The organism is Paludibacterium sp. (assembly GCF_019232825.1).
GTDB lineage: Bacteria > Pseudomonadota > Gammaproteobacteria > Burkholderiales > Chromobacteriaceae > Paludibacterium.
In genome coordinates, this window is sequence record NZ_JAFAND010000045.1 from 1 (window position 1) to 15,965 (window position 15,965).

Consider the following 15,965-nt stretch of genomic DNA (forward strand, 5'->3'; position numbering starts at 1 on the left):
GATCGGTACCGCCGCCGCCGTGGTGTGCTACTACGCGGTGATGATGAAGAACCGCCTGGGCTGGGACGACGCGCTCGACGTCTGGGGCGTGCACGGTGTCGGCGGTTTGCTCGGCACCATCCTGTTGGGCGTGTTCGCCGACAAGACCTGGAACGCCGCCGGCGCCAACGGCCTGTTGGCCGGCGACGCTTCGTTCCTGTGGAAACAGATCGTGGCCGCCGTCGTTTCCGGCGTGTGGGCGTTCGTGTTCACCTACGGCATGCTGTGGGTGATCGACCGCTTCACCCCGGTCAAGGTCGATCCGCATACGCAGGAAACCGGCTTGGACGCCGCGTTGCATGGAGAAGAAGCCTATACGCAAGGGCTGTAATCCCCTTCACGCAAGGAAAAGGCTACCTGTCGGTAGTCTTTTTCTTGCGTAAACCGTGGCACAATAACGCCATGATCACGAAAACATTACCCCTGAAAACCTTGCTTGCGCTGCTGGCGATCGCCTTGCTGCTCAGCGGCTGCGCCGACCACGTCACCTTCGCCCAAGCCGCGGCGCGCGCGCCGGTAGGCTTTCTGCACGGTATCTGGCACGGTATGATCCTGCCATTCGCCTGGGCGGTCTCGCTGTTCGACCGCCATGTCGCCATTTACGCCATCTACAACAATGGCGCCTGGTACGACTTCGGCTATTTCATCGGCGCGGCCGGCGTGTTCGGCGGTGGCGCGTCCAGCGTGTTCTAACCCAAACCGGCAAGGGAAATCATGGCGCTCCTACCTCCAGGCGAACTCTCGAGTTTTTGGTCAGACCCGATCATCGCCACCAACGTGATCGTGGCGCTCAATCTGCTTGGCGCGCTGGCGCTGGGGGTCATCCTCGGCTACGAGCGCACCTACCATGGCCGCGCGGCCGGCATGCGCACCTATGGCCTGGTGTGCATGGCCTCGACGGCGCTGACGGTGGTGACCGGTTATTCCGGCGACTGGTTCGGCGGTCATTTGCATGCCGGCATGGGCGACCCGACACGGGTGATCCAGGGCATCGTCACCGGCATCGGTTTTCTCGGCGCTGGGGTGATCATGAAGGACGGCATGAGCATCCGCGGCCTGACCTCCGCGGCATCGATCTGGATGTCCTCCGCGGTCGGCGTCCTGGTCGGCGTCGGCTTTTACGCCGCGGCGATTTTCCTTACATTGATCACGGTGGCGGCGATGATCGTGATCTCCCGACTAGAAGCCTGGCTGCCGTCGCGTCAGGTGATTCACATGGTGCTGTGCTTCCGCCAAGGCTTCGTGCCGGATGAAACGGAACTCAGGCGCGTGTCGCTCGAGCGCGGCTACGAGATCGACCCGGACAGCCTGACCATCATCTCCAAGGATGGCATCGCCGAATGGCATTTCATCGCCATCTCGGTGCGCCGCAATCAGGGAGAAACCGTCGCGCAGCTCGCGCAGGAATTGGCGGCCGTCGAGGGTGTAGTGAACTTCAGCATGACACGGGCGCGCAACTGACGCGAGAGAGTCCGTAGCCGCTATTCTAAAAAAAACAGAACACTGCAGGGGGAACATCATGCCGACAGCTCAAGTCACGTCCGCGGTCAGCGAGATTCTGGTCGACTATCTCGACATTTGCCAGAACGGCATCACCATCATCAACGCCGACGATACCATCCTCTACCAAAACAAGGCGCAGGCCGAGATGCTTTCGCTGGACAGCCAAGACATAATGGTCGGCCGCCATATCGATACCCTGTTCACCTGGCTCTACATCCGCAACCGCGGCATTCACGGCGTGCTCGATGCGCCGAATCTGGAAGCCTGGCTACACGAGGCGCATGAAAGAACCCGCTCCACCGCCACCGATATTTTCGAGCTGACGCTCCTCGATGGTCGCTGCCTGCTCGTCACCAAGCAGTCTACGGTGCAAGGCGGGGTGATGTTCATCTCTACCGATATTTCGGAGCAAAAGTGGCTGCAAGCGGAATTGGTACGACTACATGCAGAAGTGGAACAGCTGGCGCTGATCGATGAACTGACAGGGGTCGCCAACCGCCGCCATCTCATGCAGCAGTTGCGGCACGAAGTCGCGCGCGTGCGCCGTTACCGGCAGCCGCTTTGCGTCGCCATGATCGATCTCGATCATTTCAAACGCATCAATGACCATTATGGCCATCCCGCGGGCGATGCCGTGCTGCGTCACTTTGCCAACGCCTTGACCGAACATATGCGCAATACCGATATGATCGGACGCGTCGGCGGCGAGGAGTTCGCGGTCGTCATGCCGGACACCACGCTAAGCGACGCCGTCGTAGTGCTGACCCGCATGAGCCGATTCATCGCGGCACAGCGCCTGGAGCAAGTGGCGCCCGGCTTGGGCTACACCTTCTCGGCCGGCGTCGTCGATGCGCCATCCAACGTCGATTGCGACGAAAACGGATTACTGTCCCAGGCCGATCAGGCGCTCTATCAGGCCAAAACCGCCGGGCGCAATCGGATTGTGCCGTTCGCGCCGAGCCGCCAATGAGTGGCCCCGCCGCCGCAAAATAAAAAATGCCCGGCCAACGGCCGGGCGAACTGGAGCTCGTAAGCAGTGAAATCTCACCGCTTGCTTCATGTGGCCAACGGTGATCAACCACATATCCATACTGTACCGTACATTACAGTTCAACACAAGCCGAACCTACGCCCCTTACGCTCGCGCCCCGGCCAAAAACATGTCCCAGGCGTTATCGAAGAAAAAGCGCCGCTCCGTTTCCGTCCCCATGCAGGGGTGCCCCAGCAGCCTTTGCTGGAAAAACCAGCCCATGCTCATGCCTGTCAAGGCGTTGACCATATCCTCCTCGGGAATGTCGTGGCGGATTAGCCCCGCCTCGCGGGCAGCATGCAGCAGAAAACGCATGACGTCCTCGATCGGCTGCATGGCGGCTTTTTTGACACGGACAACCAGATCGGGGAAACGGACCGCCTCGGCAATCAAAATGCGGAATAGCGCCACGGTTTCCGATCTTGCCGTCAACTGCAAAAGCGCCCAGCAGGCTTCATTCAATCCCACCAAGGGATTTTGCAGATCGGTTTTCCCTGTGACGGAAGTCTCCAACAATGAAGCGGCCAAATCGCGGATGACCGCGACGAACAACTCCTCCTTGGACACATAACGGCGGTAGATCGTCTGTTTGCTGACGCCCGCCGTGGCGGTGATCTGCTCCATCGACGTGGCCGCATAACCATGCTCGATAAATAGGCGTGTTGCCGTGCTCAGAATGCGCTGGCCGATCTCTTCGACCGCTTGCGCATCCGGCCGTCCCATACGCCTGGAAATAGACTGTGACATAAGAGGCTATTCTCGCTGCTTCAAGCCATCGTCAAGTGCGTAGGCTCTCAAAAAAGCATCCACCGCGCGTTTCGCGGAGGCATTCTTCTCCGCCTCGTCCGGCCACGGCTCCAGCGCTTGCAGCAGCATCGGTTCGAGGATCTCCGACTCCAATAAGCCACGCAAATGGTTAGCGGCCAGCATGGCGTCGCCGCGCCTAAGCTTGCCGCTTGCCATGCAGGCATCCAGAAAAACCGCCACGTGATTGGCAATGGTGCGGATCTTGTCGAAAAACAATTTGCCGACGCCCAAGCGCGAAGCTTCGGCCACCATTTGCCGTCTCACCGCGATCATGTCGCTGGAGCAAACGAACTGCAGGAAGTTTTCTCCAAAGCGCTGCAACACGGAAACCATATCCGCCGAGTCGGTCGACAAGCTGGCGAGCGCGCCGGCCACATGCTTGTCGATCGCGGCGGTCATGCAGGCAACGAACAGTTCTTCCTTCGACGCGAAGTGGTGATACAGCGTCGCCTTGGAGCCGCCGACCTGGGAGGTGATTTCGGACATCGACGTATTGTCGTATCCCAGCTCCAGGAACAGACGGTAAGCCGTGTCCAGAATCGCCTGCCGCTTTGCATTTCCTTTCATCATCGCCTGCCCTCCTTTTTTGTGAGTAAAAAACATCAAACTGTACAGTACGGTACTATTTTCTCTTGACAAGGCATGGAAGTCAATATTATAAACCGTACTGTACGGTTCACTTAGGAAAGAAGACCATGGGAACAACACTTTCATTTGATCCCCGCCGCCAGCGGCTCCTCGCCGCTTTATTGGTGACGGGCCTGTTCGGGCTCGGCGGCTGCGCCCAAATTCCCAATATGGGCACGTTGCCGACCGTCAAACCGGTCGAACAGCTCGGCAGCGCGCAATCGCTCGCCGCTCCCGCGGCCATGTGGCCTGGCGATGGCTGGTGGCACACCTACCGGGATGCGCAACTGAATCAGCTCATCGATGAATCGCTCAACGATTCGCCTACGTTGCGCATGGCGCAAGCCCGCCTCCATATGGCCACCGCCATGGTGCAGCATGCCAACGCCACGAGCATGCCCGAGGTATCGGGCAACGTGGGGCTGGATGGCGCCAAGCAAAGCTACAACTATCTGATGCCGCGCGAAGCCTTGCCGCAGGGTTGGCACGACTATGGTCTGGCCTCGCTGAACATGTCCTGGGAGTTGGATTTCTGGGGCAAAAACCACGCTGCGTTGGCCGCGGCGCTCTCGGAGCAAGAGGCGGATCAGGCCGAAATCGCGCAAACGCGTTTGTTGCTGTCGACCTCCATCGCCACGGCCTATGCCGAGTTGGCCCATCTGTATAGCGTCCGCGATGCCGATGCCGAAGCGCTGACGCTGCGGACCCGCACAGTCACTTTATTCCGGCAACGTTACCGCTCCGAGCTGGAAACGCTGGCCAGCGTTCGGCAAGTCGAGGCACGGCAAGCCGAGGCGGAAGCCAACCTGCACGTGACCGACGAACGCATCGCCCTGCAGAAGAACGCCATTGCGGCGCTGATGGGCGCAGGCCCGGACCGCGCGCTCGCCATCGCCCGGCCGACCGCGCATATCGCCGTCTCCACCGGCCTGCCGTCCAACCTGGCATTGGACCTGCTCGGCCGCCGTCCCGACGTGGTGGCGGCACGCCTGCGCACTGAAGCCGCGGCAAAGCGCATCGATCAAGCCAAAGCCGGCTTCTATCCCAGCGTCAATCTGGTGGGTCTGCTCGGCGTGCAGTCGCTCGGCATCAACAACCTGAGTAAATCGGGCTCCGACATCGGCGACGCCGGCGTCGCCATCTCGCTGCCCATCTTCAACACCCAACACCTGCAGGGGCAGTTGCGCGGCGCGCACGCCGAATACGAGATGGCCGTCGCCAACTATGACGCCACGCTGACCAACGCGCTGCATGAGGTCGCCGACAGCGCGACCAGCAGAAAGGCGCTCGGCGCGGAACTCGCCTCGACCCGCGCGGCGGTCGCGGCGGCGCAGTCGGCCTACGACATCGTCAACCAGCGCTATCAAGGCGAGCTGGCCACCTACCTTGACGTGCTGATAGCGGAAGACGCGCTGGTTTCCGCCAAACGCAGCCAGGCCGACGTGGAAGCCCGTGCGCTGACGCTCGACATCGCGCTGGTGCGCGCCCTCGGGGGCGGCTTTCAAAGCGGCAAGATCGTGAACAGCGCTGCCAAGTAATCACCATTACGTATTTTTAGGAGAAAATGAAATGAGCCAGTCCATTCAAGCGCCGGCGGCGAACAAAGCGGAACTTAGCCTCAAGCGGAAAAAACTCTTCGTATTGCTCACGCTCGCCGTCGCGGCGGCAGGCGGCGGCTATGGCGCATACTGGAAGCTGGTCGCTTCCCACTTCGTCTCGACCGACAATGCCTACACCAATGCCGAAGTGGCGCAAGTCACCTCGCAAGTCGACGGCCAAGTCGCCGATGTCAAAGTCGTCAACAGCCAGAAAGTCAAGCGCGGCGACGTGCTTATCGCGTTGGACAACACCGACGCCACGCTGAATATGCGCCAGGCCCAAGCCGATCTGGCTCGCGCCCAAGCGCAGAAAATCGCCGCGGAATCCGACCTCGAACGCGCCAACATCGACCTTAGCCGCCGCCAAGCGCTGGCCGGCACCGGCGCGGTATCCGGCGACGAAATCACCCATACCAAGGATGCGGAGAACAACGCGCATGCCGCTTTGGACGCGGCCAACGCCAGCATCGCCCAAGCACAGGCGCGGCTGGAGCGGACCAAGGTGGACCTGGCGCGCACGATCATCCGCGCGCCCGTGGACGGCGTGGTCGCCCGCCGGGAGGTTCAGCTCGGACAACGCGTTCAGCCGTCTGTGCCGCTCTTGTCGGTCGTACCGGTACAAAACATGTACGTCAACGCCAACTTCAAGGAAGTGCAGCTGGAAGGCGTTCGTCCGGGGCAAAAGGCAACGATGACTTCCGACCTCTACGGCAGCGACATCGTCTACCACGGCGTCGTGGAAGGCTTCGACGGCGGCACGGGTTCGGCGTTCTCCATCATCCCGGCACAGAACGCGACCGGCAACTGGATCAAAGTGGTACAGCGTCTGCCGGTGCGTATCCGTCTCGACCCGGCTGAGCTCGCGGCACACCCGCTGCGCGTGGGGCTGTCGATGAACACGACGATCGATCTGCAGAACAAGCCCTAAGCGGGAGAAAAGACATGGAACACACCCTGTCACACGAGTCTGCGCCAGCCAGCGAGCCGGCCTCCCTCAGCGGCGCGCTGCTGTGGGTGGCGGGTATCGTGCTGGCCATGGCGAACTTCGTCGCCGTCCTCAACATGACCATCGCCAACGTGACCGTGCCCAACATGGCCGGCGCGCTTGGCGCGGGGTCGAGCCAGGGGACGTGGATCATCACTTCGTACGCGGTCGCGGAAGCGATCACCGTACCGCTGACGGGCTGGCTGTCGGCCCGCTTCGGCGCCGTCAAGCTGTTCACCGTGGCGGTGGCGATGTTCGGCGTCTTCTCGCTGTTGTGCGGCATGTCCACCTCGCTGGGTATGCTGTTGCTGATGCGGGTATTGCAAGGCATGGCCGGCGGCCCGCTGATGGCGCTGTCGCAAACCCTGTTGCTGCGCATCTTCCCCAAAGAGCAGTCGATGCAGGCCATGGGCCTGTGGGCGATGACCACCCTGTTGGCGCCGGTGGTCGGGCCGGTGCTGGGCGGCTGGTTGTGCGACAACTACAACTGGTCGTGGGTCTTCTTGATCAATGTGCCGATGGCGCTTGCCTTCGCCGTGATCGCCTGGAGCCTGCTCAAGCGCTACGTCGATCCGATCATCAACAACCCGATCGACCGCATCGGCATGCTGCTGCTGGTGGTGTGGGTCGCCTCGCTGCAGATCATGCTCGACGAGGGCAAGGACCTGGACTGGTTCGCCTCCGATGAAATCCGCATCTTGGCGGTCATCGCGGCGATCGGGTTCTGCGCCTTCCTGATTTGGGAGCTGACCGAAGAACACCCGATCGTCAACCTGAGGGTCTTCCGACATCGCGGCTTCTCCTCCTGCATGATCGTGTTGGCACTGGCGTTCGGCGCCTTCTTCGGGCTGAACGTACTGACGCCGCAATGGCTGGAATACAACATGGGCTACAACACCACCTGGGCAGGTCTGGTGGTGGCGTGGGGCGGCCTGCTGTCGGTGGTGTTCTCGCCGATCGCCGCCAACATGGCCAACCGCGTCGATCCGCGCAAGCTGATCTTCATCGGCACGCTGTGGCTCGCGATCAACACGTTCTGGCGTTCCGTGGCGACCTCGGACATGAGCTACTTCACCATCTGCGTGCCGTTGTTCTTCATGGGCGTGGGCATGCCGATGTATTACGTGCCGTTGACCGGTTTGGCGATGGGCTCGGTGGAGGAGGAAGAGACGGCGTCGGCCGCCGGTCTGATGAACTTCGTGCGCACCATTTCCGGCGCCATCGCCACGTCGTTGGTTACCACGGCCTGGCAGGACCGCAGCTATATCGCCCATGCCGAGTTGTCCAACGTGCTCGACCCCACCGGTCAGGCCGCCCAGCTTCTGCACAATGGCGGACGGTATGCGCAGATGGCCCGCGAGATGATCAACATGATGGTGAACGGCCAGAGCCTGCTGTTGGCAACCAACGGGCTCATGGTGACGATTGGGGGTGTATTCCTGATCGCCACCGCGGCCATCCTGTTGGCACCCAAGCCATCGCGCGTTGTCGATCCGAACTCGGTCGGACATTGATCCCTGCTAAGCGGAGCGGGCGGCAGCGTCCGCTCCGTTTCGGCGACGATGCCGTGAGTCCATAACGAGCAGAATGAGTGAGTTTACTATGCCCACAACCCAGCCTATATGCATAAGCCAACAAGAACCGGTGCGCCGGCTGCTCCTTGGCGCCGCGCTCAATCTGATCGCCGCGCGCGGTCTCAGCACCTTGAGCATCGACGACATTACCCGCGAAGCGGGGCTGAATGCCGATGCGTTCTATATGCACTTCTCCAGCAAGACCGTGATGTTCGTGGATCTGCTTGTACACCTCGGCAATGAGGCATTTGCCGAACTTGAACCGATCTGTGCCGCCTCTGAGGATACGACGCCCTGGCGGGAGCAGATTCTGACGTTATTTCATACGCTGCGCCGCCACCGGCTGTGCATGCTGTGCTGGACAGAGGCGAAGTTGCTCGCGGCACGCGACGAGGGTTTCCGCCATTGGTTCACCACGTTCAGCCAGCATGCCGCCACCCGCGTCACCGAAGCCCTCAGCAATATCTGCGCCCTGACCGGGCGCAAAACCCTCGCGCCCCCCGAAGTGGTCGCGCTAGGGTTGATGCGATTGACCGAAGGCATCCAATTGAGTCAGTTGGCGGGGGAAGGCGGCAATACCGTACTTGCGGAACAGCTCGTACTTCGCTTTATGGATGGCATGACGTGCAACGACACGGGCGCGCAAGGCGCCCAGCGCTTCCGCGACCTATAAGCCGGCGGGGCCGGCAACTGCCGGCCCGCCCGCGACACGCGGATCGGCGGAAAACACTGAACCAACAAAGATCACAATCGATATTGCTGCAGCAATTGGGAGACGTGCGCGGCCATTTGATCGAGCCGCGCGGCGAGTTCCGACGATGACAGTGCCGTTTTGCTGGCCTCTTCCGCCATCTGGGCAATGCGCTCGACTTGCGCGGCAATGCTGTTGCTCGCGGCCCCCTGCTGTTCGATGGCAACGCTGATCTCGCCGACATGCGCCGCGGCAACGGACGTCGAATCGCCGATGCGGCGGATCGCATGGTCGGCTTCATCCGCGCGCGCCACGCCTTGCGTCGCCAACGCTTCGGCGTTCTGCATCCGCGCCGTGGCGTGTTGCGCATGCTGTCGCATCTCGCCGATCGTGCCCGCAATCTCGCGCGTCGAATTGGTGGTGCGCTCAGCCAGTTTTCTCACCTCGTCAGCCACCACGGCAAACCCGCGCCCGGTCTCTCCGGCACGCGCGGCTTCGATGGCGGCATTCAACGCCAACAAATTCGTCTGGTCGGCGATATCGCTGATCATCTGCACCACGCTTTCGACTCGCGTGCCGTCGTCCTCCACCTCGCGAATACTGCTCGCGGCCTCGGAAACCGATTGCGAGATCGCCCGGATGTCCTCTATCGTCCGGCCAATGGTGTCCGAGCCGGCTTTGGCCATCTCGCCGGCTTCATTGGCCTGCTGCAGCGTTTCTTGCGCTCGCGTGCTGACATGATTGATGCTCACCGTCAGTTGTTCGACGGTTGCCGCCATGCTGGCCGAGGATTCGCTTTGCGCCGCGGCTGAGCGTGACGCTTCCGCGGAAGCCTGCGCCAATTGCCTGGCGGTATTCATCACATCCTCCGCCCCCTGATGGATGAATCGCATGTTCGACTGCAGCCGGTCCTGCAAATGATTGAACGCGGCAGCGGTTAATCCGACCTCGTCCTGCTTGCGCACCTCGACGCGGGTGGTGAGATCCAGCGTTTGACTCGTTTGCGTCATGGTGTCTTGCATGTTTCCCAGGCTGCCGCGTATCTCGCGCAGCATACGCACGCCGATCAGCAGCAGTGCGGCCGTCGTTCCCGCCAAGACCACCGCCAGTATGTCGCGCGACTGAGCATAGGTTTGTTGGCCGACCGCATCGAGGGTTGCGCCGAGCTGCAGGTTGAATGCCAAATGGCTGTCAATCGCTGACGTCAGCACGCTGCCCGCCCGGCCGGTGTCGACAAAGCCGGCCTGCGCCGCAGGGCCGTTGCCGGCGCTCACCAGAGCCAGGTAGCGGCGCCGGGCTTCGCGATAGCCTTGCAGCGCCGCCTTGTCCGCGGCAGCCATCGCTCTGTCGGTCTGAGCGGTTTGCGCTTCCTGTTCGTCGCTCAGCACATGGCTCTCCGTCTCGGCGGCGGCGTCGGTTGCGTACTGCTGCAGCAAATCGTCAAATCGTTTGTCGATCCGGTCGAGTTGGCGGTTGTAATCCGCCATGTGCGCCGGCCCATCCAACGCGCCACGCAGCGTCGTCACGCGCATTTGCCCAACCGCGTCGCGCATCGCGTACAAATCTTTGAATTTCGGCACCAGCAACGCTTGAACATATTCGAAGCGGGATTGCGCTTTACCGAGTTCGCGCAAACCGCCTACGCCAACCACCCATAATGTCAGCAGGGACAACACCAGTAACATCGAAATACGCTTTGAGATCATCATCATGCAAACTGCACTTTGTGCACCCTCGCCAGCCGAATCACCAGCCAGCATCGTTAAAAAAGAAGCCCGGTACGGACCGGGCCAAGGGGGCTAACAATACAGGAGCCGGCTGCCACGGTCGGATGCCCTCGTTTGCACCAACTCATCACCCGACAGCGATACAGCCTTCCCTGACGCGACGGCATCAATCGGTAACTCACCGATAGGCACCACTCTGACACGTACCGTACAGTACGGTACATATAGAGAGAATATGATTTTCCTTGGCGGTTTGTCAACAGAATGGGTTGAAAATGCCAACCGCTTTGATCACAAAGACAAGACAATCGCGACACAGGCTACAGCCGGCTGTTTACCCTCCTCCCGCGGGAAGGAGATCCGGCGCTTTTCGTCGACTCATGCCTGCTGACGCTCCAAATCGGCAAGATAGGTTTTCAACACGCGCGGCATCTCCGTCATAAAAGAGGACAGAACTGCCGGCCCCGACTGATAAGCCATGGTGATGCCACCAAGCAGCAGCGCGTGAATCGTATTCGCATAAATATGGCATGTCTCGCTATTTGCCCCCGGCAGCCGAATGGACAACACCCCATTCAGCAACGCGACGAAAACCGCATCGGTATGCGGGAGTCGGCGATTAACCATGATCGGGAAATAGTCGGGATGAGCACGAAGATAATTCAGATAATCCGCGGTGAGATGCCATGCCACCTCGTCAACACTGGCGTCACGCCACACGGCCAAGGGAATGGCGTGCAACTTGGCGGTGATGTCGCCCATCGCCGCAGCATGCCGTTCCTCCAACGCCCGCAGCACATTATCCCGATCAGGAAAGAAATGATAGAGCGAGCCGATTGACGTTCTGGCGACCTCCGCCAACCCGTGCATGGTGACATTTTCCAGGCCGCCTTCGGCAACGAGCGTCGCCATGGCGTCCAAGATGGCCGCCACGCGCGCGCTGCCGCGCCGCTGCTGGGGCCGGCGCCGCTGACGAATAGAAGGGGATGCGTCGCAGTCAGTCTCGATGGACGTTTTCATGGTAAGAAAAAGCTTGTTAAAACTAGAATAATTCGTCTAGTATAGCAAAAAACCACACCACCACCGGGCTTTGCCCTTCATTGTGTTACAAGGGAATTTCGGGGTTTGAACACCCATCCGCATCTGATCGTCTGCGAACATTGCGACTGTGTCTATCGACGCCCTCGGCTCACCCGGCGTCAGCGCGCGCACTGTACCGTCTGTGGACTACCGCTGGCATGCCGCGCGCCTTTGCATGAAGAACGCGCGCTGGCACTCAACATTGCGTCGGTCATCGCGTTTCTCCTCGTCATCACCTGCCCCGTCATTCAGGTCGATATATGGGGACGCCATACCGATGCCACCTTATGGCAAGCCGCCATGGCGCTAACCCAAGGCGTGGGTGCGCCGATTGCCGTCCCGGTCGCCGCGATCCTGCTTGTCCCGCTGGGGCTGAGCCTATTGCAGTGCTGGGTGCTGGGCTTTGCCTCGACGAATAAAACCGCACCCGCCTTCGCAACGGCCATGCGGCTCATCGCCTGGCTACGGCCATGGAGCATGATCGAAGTGTGCTTGCTGAGCGTGTTGATCGCCATGATCAAACTGTCCGGTTATCTGGAGGTGCATGCCGGCGCCGGGCTCTGGGCGTTGGCCGCTCTGACGCTGCTCAATGGCTACCTCGGCACCCAGGATTTACGCACCCTATGGGAGCCGCCGACATGAGCCCCCCTCGCGCCCAAAGACTGGGCGTGGCGGCTTGCCATCTCTGCACGTTGGTCAGCGACGCGCCGTCAAACGCCCACGCCCGTTGCCCGCGGTGCGGCGCGCGCTTGCACAGCCGCAAGCCGGCCAGCCGAAGCCGGACCTTTGCATTACTGTGCGCGGCCATATTGTTCTATCTGCCGGCCAATCTGTTGCCGGTCATGCGCACAAGCCAGTTCGGCCATGCCGTGGACAGCACCATCCTGAGTGGTGTGATGGCGTTTTGGCAGGCTGGCGAATGGGATATCGCGCTTGTGATTTTTATCGCCAGCATCGTCATTCCCTGCGCCAAATTCCTGGCGCTGGGCTGGTTGATGTGGACCACTCGCCGTAAGCATACGCTTGGCCGCAAACAACGCACTTTGCTCTACCGAGCGGTCGAATTCATCGGCTATTGGTCGATGCTCGATGTGCTGGTCGTCGGGTTGGTGTGCGCGCTGGTGCGCTTCGACTTGCTCGGCCGCATCGAGCCCCAGCCCGGCATCGCCTTTTTCGGTGCGGTCGTCATGTTGACGATGTTGTCCGCGTCGCATTTCGACCCTCGTTTGATCTGGGATGACCCCGAACATGACTGAAACCTTACCGCCCCCCCCTGGCGAGCCACGTATCGCCACACGCCGTCGTCTGCCGTCGGCAATTTGGATCGTTCCGCTGCTGGCGCTGTTGATCGGGTTATCGATGCTGGTTCACGCTTGGCTGTCGGCCGGACCGGAAATCGTCGTCAGTTTCCAAAGCGCCACCGGCCTGGAGGCCGGCAAGACGCCGGTCAAATACAAGGATGTGGTCATCGGTCTGGTCAAGCGCATCGAGCTGAACGACGATCAGTCTGCCGTGCTGGTCACGATCGATTTGGATAAGAACGCCAAGAATTTTACGCGGGCCGACAGCCGCTACTGGGTAGTAAGGCCACGCATCGGGATGGGCGGCGTGTCGGGCATCGACACGCTGTTCTCCGGCGCGTACATCGGGGTAGACAGCGGGCACGATGCCGCGCGGCGAGATCGCTTTACCGGTCTGGAAACCCCGCCGACCATCATCAACGGCACCCCAGGCAAGGCCTTTATCCTTCATGCGCCCGCGCTGGGCTCGCTCGATATCGGCTCGCCGGTCTATTACCGCAACATTCAGGTCGGCCAGCTGGCCTCTTATCTGCTCGATGCCGACGGGCAAGGCGTCACGCTGAGGATCTTCGTCCGAGCGCCCTATCACCGTCTGGTATCCAGTGCCACCCATTTTTGGAACGCAAGCGGTGTGGATTTATCGCTGAACGCCGATGGCCTAAAACTACAAACGCAATCGGTCGCCACCATGTTGGCAGGGGGCATCGCCTTCGACACGGTACTTGGCAACGACACTGCCTCACCGCCCTTGGCAAGCTACGATCTGGCGTCCGACCGCCAATCCGCCTTGGCGCCGCCTGATGGCGATCCGATGTTGCTGCGCCTGAAATTCGATCAGGCACTGCGCGGACTCGCCGTGAACGCGCCGGTGGAATTCCGTGGCATCGACATCGGCAAAGTGCAGTCGGTACATGTCGAGGTCGACCCCGTCTCGCATCGCTATCCGGTCGTCGTGGACGCGCTGGTCTACCCGCGCCGCATTGATCATAGCCAGCCCGCGAACACGGATCCGGCAAACAAGGTGCTCACCTTCCTGCACGGCATGGTGGCGCAAGGCCTGCGCGCCCAAGCGCGTAGCGGCAACCTCCTGACCGGGCAACTGTACATTGCTTTCGATTTCTTCCCCAGCGCGCCCAAGGCGGACTTCGATCCGAATAGCCGTCCCGTGTCCTTGCCGACCATCGCCGGCGGCTTCGATCAATTGCAGGAGCAAATGGCCGGCATCGTCGGCAAGCTCAATAAAGTGCCTTTCGACACCATCGCCCGCCACTTGGACGACAACCTGGTAGCGCTCCATCAGACACTGCATCAAGTCAACGGCCAAGTGCTGCCGGCGGCTCGCGATACCTTGGGCTCGGCGCGACAGACGCTCGACAGCGCCAACAATGCGCTGGCGCCGGATGCGCCGCTGCAACAGAATTTGAACCAAACGCTGCTTGAACTGCAACGGAGCGCCCGCTCGCTTCGCGGCCTGACAGACCAGCTCAATGCGCACCCCGAGGCGCTGATTCGCGGCCGGCAGGATAGCGGGGAAAAACAGGAAAGAACGCCATGAAATCGCCCGTTGCCGTCACGCTGATGGGGCTGCTGCTCGCCGCCTGCGCGTCGGCCCCCGTCCATTACTACAGTTTGCTTCCGGCGCCATCCGCGCCTGCCGCCCCCCGATCCGCGCGCTATGCGATCGAAATTCTCCCCGTGGCGGTTCCCGCGGAAGCAGACCGGCCGGAATGGGTGGCGCGTCGAGCAGATGGATCGATCGAGATATTGAGCGGCGCACAATGGGCCGCACCGCTGGACGAGGAAATCCGGGCGGCGTTTGCGGCCGAATTGACCGGCGCCACCGGCGCACCGCTTGCCGACGGCCTGGATGCCGTCCATCAGCCCGTGCTGCGTTTGAAATTGTCGCTACGCCGCTTCGACATTGCACCACATCAGCCGATACAGATCGAAACGGATTGGAGCCTGGGGGCGCCGGGCCACGCGCGGCTACAATGCGCCGAGCGCTTCAGCGCTCGGCCCGTCGCGACGGATGCGCAGACACTGGCGACGATCAGGCAATGGCAAGACGCGTTGGCACAGCAGATTGCCCAAACCGTTCTGTCATGGCGCAATGACGTCCTGCCGCCTTGCCCATGAGCGCAGGGCCCCTAAAGTTCCCCCTCTTCGTCACCCGGCTCGCCAAGCAACGGCCGGGTGGCGACCTCCGCCGCCGCGGGCTTCGCAAGTCCCAGTATCTGCAACACCGCCGAAGCAGTGCGCTCCGGCAGACCGCCGAGACCTAGCCCCTGATTTGACGGGTTTTCCGCATTCCCCTCCAGCCCTTCGCCCCATCGCAGCTCGGCGGCAATCGCCGCCAACACCGTGCCGCCCGCCGCAATGAAGCGCATCGACGGGTCGTCCGACAAAAAGCGATGCGCGTCCATCCCTTTCTGAACATCGCGCCATAGACGCTGCCCCAACCCCTGGCGCGCCGCCAAAGTCGAAAAGCCCTCCCGCAACAGGAAACGCCCCCAGACCGGCTCGCGTCGCGCGCGCAATAGCGTATGGCGCGTGCACACGGCAATGACCTCCGCCGGGTCCTCCAGATGCCGCACCAGGCGATCCAGACGATCGGCGAACGCCTCGAACACCCATTCCGTCAACGCCGCATAGATCGCTTCCTTGGATTCGAAATGGTTGTAAAACGAGCCAAACCCCACATCCGCCGCTTCGGTGATCTCGTTGATGGTCACCCCTTCCATCCCCTTATCGGCCATCAAGGCGAGCGCGGCTTCCAACAGCTTGGCGCGCGTTTCCCGCTTGCGCCGGGTTGCGCGCGATTCACGGTCAGTCGAGGCGGCGTCACCTGCAACGGCAAGGGACTCTGAAGGGTGCAGCGAGGGGTTGGACATGACGGATCGCGTAGTGGCAAAGAACGCTGAGTATAGGTCATGACATCGTAATTGACAAAATCATCAACTGTGACTTAAATGTCAAAAACACAATAAATGCAGCACACAAGGA

16 protein-coding genes and 1 pseudogene are annotated in these 15,965 nt (G+C 61.3%); 12 read left to right on the forward strand and 5 right to left on the reverse strand.

Features of this window, described 5'->3' with window-relative positions; all coding sequences use genetic code 11:
• From JOZ06_RS05365 to JOZ06_RS05380, 4 genes and pseudogenes are all read left to right on the forward strand, one after another.
• Nucleotides 1–370, forward strand: a pseudogene (locus JOZ06_RS05365) (hypothetical protein); the annotation flags it as partial.
• A 71-nt stretch (nucleotides 371–441) separates the two neighbouring features.
• A complete protein-coding gene (locus tag JOZ06_RS05370; RefSeq protein WP_293229647.1) occupies nucleotides 442–732 on the forward strand; it encodes a hypothetical protein in 291 nt (96 codons plus the stop codon).
• Nucleotides 733–753: 21 nt separating this feature from the next.
• A complete protein-coding gene (locus JOZ06_RS05375) occupies nucleotides 754–1,500 on the forward strand; it encodes an MgtC/SapB family protein (RefSeq protein ID WP_293229650.1) in 747 nt (248 codons plus the stop codon).
• A 58-nt stretch (nucleotides 1,501–1,558) separates the two neighbouring features.
• On the forward strand, nucleotides 1,559–2,512 hold the full coding sequence (locus JOZ06_RS05380) for a sensor domain-containing diguanylate cyclase (RefSeq protein ID WP_293229653.1): 954 nt from the start codon (nucleotides 1,559–1,561) through the stop codon (nucleotides 2,510–2,512).
• A 165-nt stretch (nucleotides 2,513–2,677) separates the two neighbouring features.
• Here JOZ06_RS05380 and JOZ06_RS05385 read toward each other — a convergent pair whose 3' ends face one another.
• Nucleotides 2,678–3,319, reverse strand: a complete 642-nt coding sequence (locus tag JOZ06_RS05385; protein WP_293229655.1) for a TetR/AcrR family transcriptional regulator — start codon at nucleotides 3,317–3,319, stop codon at nucleotides 2,678–2,680.
• 6 nt (nucleotides 3,320–3,325) lie between these two features.
• Nucleotides 3,326–4,093: a TetR/AcrR family transcriptional regulator gene (locus tag JOZ06_RS05390; RefSeq protein ID WP_293229657.1), complete on the reverse strand. Its 768-nt coding sequence runs from the start codon at nucleotides 4,091–4,093 to the stop codon at nucleotides 3,326–3,328.
• Between JOZ06_RS05390 and JOZ06_RS05395 the strand changes: the two genes are divergently transcribed.
• The 4 genes from JOZ06_RS05395 to JOZ06_RS05410 all read left to right on the forward strand — a co-directional run bounded on the left by JOZ06_RS05395 (nucleotide 4,075) and on the right by JOZ06_RS05410 (nucleotide 8,836).
• Entirely contained in the window at nucleotides 4,075–5,544 is a 1,470-nt protein-coding gene (locus tag JOZ06_RS05395) for an efflux transporter outer membrane subunit (RefSeq protein ID WP_293229660.1), read from the forward strand. The genes JOZ06_RS05390 and JOZ06_RS05395 overlap by 19 nt on opposite strands.
• A gap of 31 nt (nucleotides 5,545–5,575) precedes the next feature.
• Entirely contained in the window at nucleotides 5,576–6,532 is a 957-nt protein-coding gene (locus JOZ06_RS05400) for an efflux RND transporter periplasmic adaptor subunit (protein WP_293229663.1), read from the forward strand.
• Nucleotides 6,533–6,546: 14 nt separating this feature from the next.
• Entirely contained in the window at nucleotides 6,547–8,103 is a 1,557-nt protein-coding gene (locus JOZ06_RS05405; protein ID WP_293229665.1) for a DHA2 family efflux MFS transporter permease subunit, read from the forward strand.
• A gap of 130 nt (nucleotides 8,104–8,233) precedes the next feature.
• Nucleotides 8,234–8,836 (forward strand): TetR/AcrR family transcriptional regulator, encoded by a 603-nt coding sequence (locus tag JOZ06_RS05410; RefSeq protein ID WP_293229668.1) that lies wholly within the window; start codon nucleotides 8,234–8,236, stop codon nucleotides 8,834–8,836.
• A 71-nt stretch (nucleotides 8,837–8,907) separates the two neighbouring features.
• Here JOZ06_RS05410 and JOZ06_RS05415 read toward each other — a convergent pair whose 3' ends face one another.
• Both JOZ06_RS05415 and JOZ06_RS05420 read right to left on the reverse strand, forming a co-directional pair.
• Nucleotides 8,908–10,566, reverse strand: coding sequence for a methyl-accepting chemotaxis protein (locus JOZ06_RS05415; protein WP_293229671.1), 1,659 nt, complete (start codon nucleotides 10,564–10,566; stop codon nucleotides 8,908–8,910).
• A 393-nt stretch (nucleotides 10,567–10,959) separates the two neighbouring features.
• The gene (locus JOZ06_RS05420; protein WP_293229674.1) at nucleotides 10,960–11,601 is read right to left on the reverse strand and encodes a TetR/AcrR family transcriptional regulator; all 642 of its coding nucleotides are present in this window, start codon (nucleotides 11,599–11,601) and stop codon (nucleotides 10,960–10,962) included.
• A 105-nt stretch (nucleotides 11,602–11,706) separates the two neighbouring features.
• Here JOZ06_RS05420 and JOZ06_RS05425 point away from each other — a divergent pair, with 105 nt between their 5' ends.
• The 4 genes from JOZ06_RS05425 to JOZ06_RS05440 are packed head-to-tail and all read left to right on the forward strand — an operon-like array spanning nucleotide 11,707 to nucleotide 15,098.
• Entirely contained in the window at nucleotides 11,707–12,303 is a 597-nt protein-coding gene (locus JOZ06_RS05425) for a paraquat-inducible protein A (RefSeq protein ID WP_293229677.1), read from the forward strand.
• Nucleotides 12,300–12,917, forward strand: coding sequence for a paraquat-inducible protein A (locus tag JOZ06_RS05430; protein WP_293229680.1), 618 nt, complete (start codon nucleotides 12,300–12,302; stop codon nucleotides 12,915–12,917). Before JOZ06_RS05425 ends, JOZ06_RS05430 begins: the two co-directional genes overlap by 4 nt.
• The gene (locus tag JOZ06_RS05435) at nucleotides 12,910–14,517 is read left to right on the forward strand and encodes an MlaD family protein (protein WP_293229682.1); all 1,608 of its coding nucleotides are present in this window, start codon (nucleotides 12,910–12,912) and stop codon (nucleotides 14,515–14,517) included. Before JOZ06_RS05430 ends, JOZ06_RS05435 begins: the two co-directional genes overlap by 8 nt.
• The gene (locus JOZ06_RS05440) at nucleotides 14,514–15,098 is read left to right on the forward strand and encodes a membrane integrity-associated transporter subunit PqiC (protein ID WP_293229684.1); all 585 of its coding nucleotides are present in this window, start codon (nucleotides 14,514–14,516) and stop codon (nucleotides 15,096–15,098) included. The genes JOZ06_RS05435 and JOZ06_RS05440 overlap by 4 nt, the downstream gene beginning before the upstream one ends.
• A gap of 11 nt (nucleotides 15,099–15,109) precedes the next feature.
• Here the strand turns inward: JOZ06_RS05440 and JOZ06_RS05445 are convergent, their stop codons facing one another.
• Nucleotides 15,110–15,853 carry a TetR/AcrR family transcriptional regulator gene (locus tag JOZ06_RS05445; protein ID WP_293229687.1) on the reverse strand — a complete coding sequence of 248 codons (744 nt, stop codon included), beginning with the start codon at nucleotides 15,851–15,853 and terminating at the stop codon, nucleotides 15,110–15,112.
• Between the last annotated feature and the right edge of the window lie 112 nt (nucleotides 15,854–15,965).